Here is a 4,761-nt window from a genome sequence, read left to right as displayed (position 1 = left end):
CAAAGGCTTACCAGCACTGCCTCCAGCGATCTTTTGACCTCGTCGAACTGACGTTTCTTTAAATCGGTATCAAATCCAAGCCACCCCTCCACCCCTGCTTCCCCTGCCCCTCCCCCTTAACCTGCGTTGTTCACCTTATTGGGTGAGCCTGCGTGGTGAGGGCGATCGATAAGCCACCCAGTACGTTAGTAGGTATCCCATAGTCCTAAAGCCTGTGTGATCTGTCCTCCTTCCCTGGCTGAGTGTTTCCTCATGTGTGCGACCCTCGATCGATCATTGGATAAACCCTTATTGCAGTCTGGCTCGACGGGTGTGCGAGTCGTCGAAATTCAAAAATTGCTGGCCCACTGGAATCTGTATGCGGGTGCTGTGGATGGCATCTTTGGAGTGCAGCTTGAGCAGGCCATTCAAATGTTTCAGCGACGAGTTTTTTTGCCAGAGACAGGTATTGTCGATACGTTAACGTGGCGATCGCTCTATGCAGGCGCACCGATCGACATGCCCGTGCTGCAACGCGGTAGCACCGATAATGCCGTCATCTTGCTGCAAAAAGCGCTACAGGTAAACGGGCAAGCCGTGGCTTTAAATGGCATCTTTGACACCCAAACAGAAGCGGCTGTGCAAGGGTTTCAACGACAAAAAGGACTGGTAATGGACGGCGTTGTCGGCGCTTGCACTTGGCTGGCGTTGAGCAAAATTTCTCGCTGAAGTCGGTTCGAATCGCTGAGATTTGAGCCTGGTGATGCAAAATGTGCAGTGTAAAGTGTAGGCGTGCCATGCTTGTTTCACCTGCCGTTTTGCGATCCTCTTTAGCATGATCATTAAATTGACCGCCGCGCGTTGTTTTGGTATGGTGCTGCTGGCAGGAGCTTTCACAGCCTGCTCTCGCCCAGACTCCGATCGTGCCTCAACGGCAATCAATTCACCGACCGCCTCATCGACACCTGTCGCCGCTAAGCCGATCGCCACCATTAGCGAAATCCAGAACCTGCCCGTCTTTGTTCGTCTGCTTAATGCCGCTCAAGAGCAATCTGCTAAAGAAGGCATGGGGCTGCAAACTGGAGAAACCATTCGGACTCAGGGAAAGGCATTGGCCCAAATTGATCTAAACAGTGGGCTGGCGTTTCGTCTGGCTGGAGATGCCGTGTTGACCCTCAAACCGGATAATCGGCTCAACCTGACAGCGGGCGATATGATTACCTGGGTGCAACCGGGTAAAAAGCTGCCGACCGAAATCGTGACTCCTGTGGCGGTGGCTGGCATTCGTGGGACAACCGTATTTGTCAAAATTCCCAAAGACCCCAAGGAAGGGGTGCTGTTTTTTGCCTGGGAAGGGACGGTTGCCGTGCGGCTACCAGGGCAGACCGAAGATGTATTGCTGAAGACGGCAGATGAGGTACGCATCAAACCGGGCGATCGCGACATTCGTCAAATTCGGCAACGGGTACGACGGATGAGTCGGGCAGAATGGCGGCAGAAACGACAAAACGACCCGTTACTTCGCAGCTTCAAAAAAGCAAAAATGTCCACGCTGCCAATCATTGAGAAAATCAAACCCGGACAGGTAACGTTACAGTCTCTTCCTTCGCCGTCTGCACAACCGCAAACGCCTAAAGACGATCGCCAAGCGATTAAACCGAAACGGGACGATCGCGCTAAACCAAAGCCAGACAAACCGGATAAAGCGCTCAAACTTAAAAAAGAGCACGATGACCGCAAACCAGAATCACCCACAGATCGTCGTGAGGCACCTGAACTCGAAGCCGTCAGACGAAGCGAGACGCACACTAAAAAAGATCATCACTCAGAATCTGAGGAGCGTCATTCCAACCATGAGTCAACGGGACGCGATCGCTAGGCTCGATCACTAGCAATCTAACTAATCAAGGGACAAAGGCAGTTTGCTGGCTGGTTGATTTGGCAAGATTGCTTGTGCTAATGGAGTTTGGCGCGTTTCTGCCGCTAAATACTCTCCCATAAGTTCCTGCGGCACCTTCTTCATAGAATGCATGCGACTGTAATAGCGATGAATCGGTTCAGCTTGAAGACGCTCTTGAATGCTTTCATTCGCAATCTTCTTTCTCAATTTGACAATGGCATCTAAAATCGCTTCTGGCCGTGGCGGGCATCCTGGTAAGTAAACATCGACGGGAACCAGTTTATCGACTCCTCGTACTGCTGACGGAGAATCGACACTAAACATCCCGCCCGTAATAGTACAAGCACCCATCGCAATCACATATTTCGATTCGGGCATTTGCTCATAAAGCCTTACCAACGCTGGAGCCATTTTCATTGTGATGGTTCCAGCCGTAATGAGAAGATCAGCTTGGCGAGGGCTATTGCGTGGAAACATACCAAAGCGCTCAACGTCATTGCGCGAACCAAGCAACGCCGCAAACTCAATAAAGCAGCAAGCTGTGCCAAACAATAAAGGATACAAGCTAGACATCTTTGCCCAATTGTAGAGATCATCCACGGTGGTGAGAATGACGTTCTCCGACAGACTTGATGTCACAGATGGAAAAGAGACAGGGTTAGTAATGGCCGTCTCAGAGTTCGATTCAGAATTTGTTGTGAGGTTGGATGAATTCATAGTATATCTTGGCGGGCTGTATTGAGCCTATAGTGGGCAATGCAAGATATAGAAGCTGATGATTCGCTGGCGGTTGATAGAGGGTGACGCTTTGCGGCAATGGCACAAAGCATGAGTTTCATCGGCGCAATTATATGAGAGAGCGTTCCTGGAGTGCAAGAGACTTAGGTGCAAAAGTTCGCTAATCTTAGTCTTTCACGCTGGATGTCTTACGTATTCCAGTAGGCTAAACCTGCGCGGATAGCCATAAACCACACGGCGATCGTCGCGATCAAGTAGAGGTAAAACCGCAGCATGATTAGATTGAATGTGCAATGTACGGCGCTGTGTAAAACACGAAAAATCACAAAGATCCATGCAGCGTATACGTAGATTGCATCGACCTGCTTTGTGATGAAAAGGTAGAGTACCAGCGCGTAGAAAATGACTGGAATCTCAAAGAGATTCTTCAAATTATTGGATGGGTTAGTCACGATCGCTGGCATTTGCACTGGTACGCTTGATGTCGCGAAGTCTTGCGGGCGAATTTTTTGGCTTCTAATATAGCTGATGCGGCGAATGTACATGTACACCCATACGACAAGAGTTAAAAATATCGTTGCAAAGAAGGGTGCAAAGATTGAAGTTTGCGACATTATTTTTACCTCCTAGACCAACTCAGTTGGCGCATGCGTGGGTGATAGTTCACGCCATACCCGATGGACAAGGCTGGAAGAAATATAGAGTAGCGAAAAGCCAATCAAAGGATGTAGAACATTGAGATGGCATGGGGTTTCAAGATGAATGCTGCAAAACTGCAAGCCGAGCAGCACGGGCAAACTTATCGTGAGACGCTGTATTTTAGGTGAGTACGAGGCGCTGAATGACCAGCCTAGCAGTAGTAATGACAGTCCGCTATAGCCTCGCACTAGCCAAACGTGGATCTGCCACCAGGCAGAATCAACAAAATAGGCAGCTCCAACGGTTAACAATTGGGCGATTAAACAGAGGTTAAAGATGACTGCAACGGCGTAAAAGCTCATCAACATCCAGTGTGCAGGAGTGGCGTTGCGATCGGGTTCCAAATTAATTGTCATGTTTGAACGATGGTTGAGATTAGAGATAATGTAAGTCGAGCCTTCCCATTCTTCTAGACCTCGATCGGGTACACTTTGGACACTTCCTATGACACGCTCCTTAAAGCCACTGCTTGAAGTTATTGACCAGGCTCAAAGCGAACAAGGGTTGCGATCGCGGGTTGTGCCCCAAATCGGTGCCTACTTTGAAGCAACGCGATCGGCACTTTTTCTCTTCGATCAGTTGCCTTTGAACGATCCCAAGCTTCAAAAAATACTAGACATGGGACTGTCGATCGAACGTAATCCCATTGCACGCTACCTGGTTGAGCGTCACGCACCTGCTCATGAAGCAACCGTGATGTCGCCAAAGACCTGGAAAATGATGTGTCCCCGTCCAGATCATTGGCATGTGATGGCTGGGCCAATCATCAATTGCGGTCAGCTAGTGGGCGTGATCGGCTGCACTCGTGAAAAGTCAATGGGCGCTTTTAACACACCAGATCTCACTGATTTAAGCGCGATTTGCTTACACGTCTCGGTGTGGCTTTCAACGGTGCGGTTACGTTCACAACAGGTATATGCCGTCGATCGCCTTGTTGCTACATCCTCACAAAACATAGAACCGTTACAGCGTCAACCTGTTCAACCTGAATTGCATTGGAACCGCACAGCCGATCGCCTAACCGCTCGTGAATTGCAAATTGCCGCCCTGGTTGCTCTGGGACGAACAAACGCAGACATTGGCAAAGAGCTTTGGATTACGGAAAACTCTGTCAAGCAGGCACTAAAGCGAATGTTTCGTAAGCTTGAAGTGTCATCGCGTGCAGAAATGGTGGCACAATTGGCAGCCACCCGTCAGTTACCCGTCGTGGCTGAGTAATTGAAACCCACTAACATTGAGGTATTTAAGCAGGTCAGTCATGCTGCCTTCGTAGATAATTTATACCAATCTCTTAACTGAAGTTTAGACTAGTGACAGGTGAAACTTGCCCAACCCATTGAAGGATTGAGTGCAGTAGGAACAAGCAAAGAAGTCATACCGATTTAAAGAATTAGAACTTACGCATTGACAGAAGTGGCAATGTCTGAAGTCAGACAACAGCCGAT

Annotated in this window: 6 protein-coding genes; 3 read left to right on the top strand and 3 right to left on the bottom strand. The window is 49.1% G+C overall.

Annotation, left to right across the window (positions count from 1 at the left end; translation table 11 throughout):
* The first annotated feature begins 252 nt into the window (after window positions 1-252).
* The gene (locus tag AC5JLP_RS07280) at window positions 253-708 is read left to right on the top strand and encodes a peptidoglycan-binding domain-containing protein (RefSeq protein WP_496067259.1); all 456 of its coding nucleotides are present in this window, start codon (window positions 253-255) and stop codon (window positions 706-708) included.
* A 106-nt stretch (window positions 709-814) separates the two neighbouring features.
* Complete coding sequence (locus AC5JLP_RS07275) at window positions 815-1,858, top strand: FecR domain-containing protein (RefSeq protein ID WP_496067258.1); 1,044 nt, start codon at window positions 815-817, stop codon at window positions 1,856-1,858.
* A 21-nt stretch (window positions 1,859-1,879) separates the two neighbouring features.
* Here the strand turns inward: AC5JLP_RS07275 and nuoB are convergent, their stop codons facing one another.
* The 3 genes from nuoB to AC5JLP_RS07260 form a co-directional block, all read right to left on the bottom strand.
* Window positions 1,880-2,596 (bottom strand): NADH-quinone oxidoreductase subunit NuoB, encoded by a 717-nt coding sequence (gene nuoB, locus AC5JLP_RS07270; RefSeq protein WP_496067257.1) that lies wholly within the window; start codon window positions 2,594-2,596, stop codon window positions 1,880-1,882.
* A gap of 209 nt (window positions 2,597-2,805) precedes the next feature.
* Complete coding sequence (locus AC5JLP_RS07265) at window positions 2,806-3,231, bottom strand: MAPEG family protein (protein ID WP_496067256.1); 426 nt, start codon at window positions 3,229-3,231, stop codon at window positions 2,806-2,808.
* 12 nt (window positions 3,232-3,243) lie between these two features.
* On the bottom strand, window positions 3,244-3,672 hold the full coding sequence (locus AC5JLP_RS07260; protein WP_496067255.1) for a DUF6220 domain-containing protein: 429 nt from the start codon (window positions 3,670-3,672) through the stop codon (window positions 3,244-3,246).
* An 88-nt stretch (window positions 3,673-3,760) separates the two neighbouring features.
* On the opposite strand from AC5JLP_RS07260, the gene AC5JLP_RS07255 reads away from it, so the two are divergent.
* The gene (locus AC5JLP_RS07255; RefSeq protein ID WP_496067254.1) at window positions 3,761-4,534 is read left to right on the top strand and encodes a LuxR C-terminal-related transcriptional regulator; all 774 of its coding nucleotides are present in this window, start codon (window positions 3,761-3,763) and stop codon (window positions 4,532-4,534) included.
* The last annotated feature ends 227 nt before the right edge of the window (window positions 4,535-4,761 follow it).

It is taken from the genome of Stenomitos rutilans, assembly GCF_059505485.1.
Note: the sequence above shows the minus strand (reverse complement) of the source record. Positions and strands in the feature narration are given on the sequence as shown.

What these genes read in the sequence shown, in the direction of transcription:
- AC5JLP_RS07280 (WP_496067259.1), top strand. Translation starts at nt 253, where the DNA reads ATGTGTGCGACCCTCGATCGATCATTGGATAAACCCTTATTGCAGTCT.
- AC5JLP_RS07275 (WP_496067258.1), top strand. Translation starts at nt 815, where the DNA reads ATGATCATTAAATTGACCGCCGCGCGTTGTTTTGGTATGGTGCTGCTG.
- nuoB (WP_496067257.1), bottom strand. Translation starts at nt 2,596, where the DNA reads ATGAATTCATCCAACCTCACAACAAATTCTGAATCGAACTCTGAGACG.
- AC5JLP_RS07265 (WP_496067256.1), bottom strand. Translation starts at nt 3,231, where the DNA reads ATGTCGCAAACTTCAATCTTTGCACCCTTCTTTGCAACGATATTTTTA.
- AC5JLP_RS07260 (WP_496067255.1), bottom strand. Translation starts at nt 3,672, where the DNA reads ATGACAATTAATTTGGAACCCGATCGCAACGCCACTCCTGCACACTGG.
- AC5JLP_RS07255 (WP_496067254.1), top strand. Translation starts at nt 3,761, where the DNA reads ATGACACGCTCCTTAAAGCCACTGCTTGAAGTTATTGACCAGGCTCAA.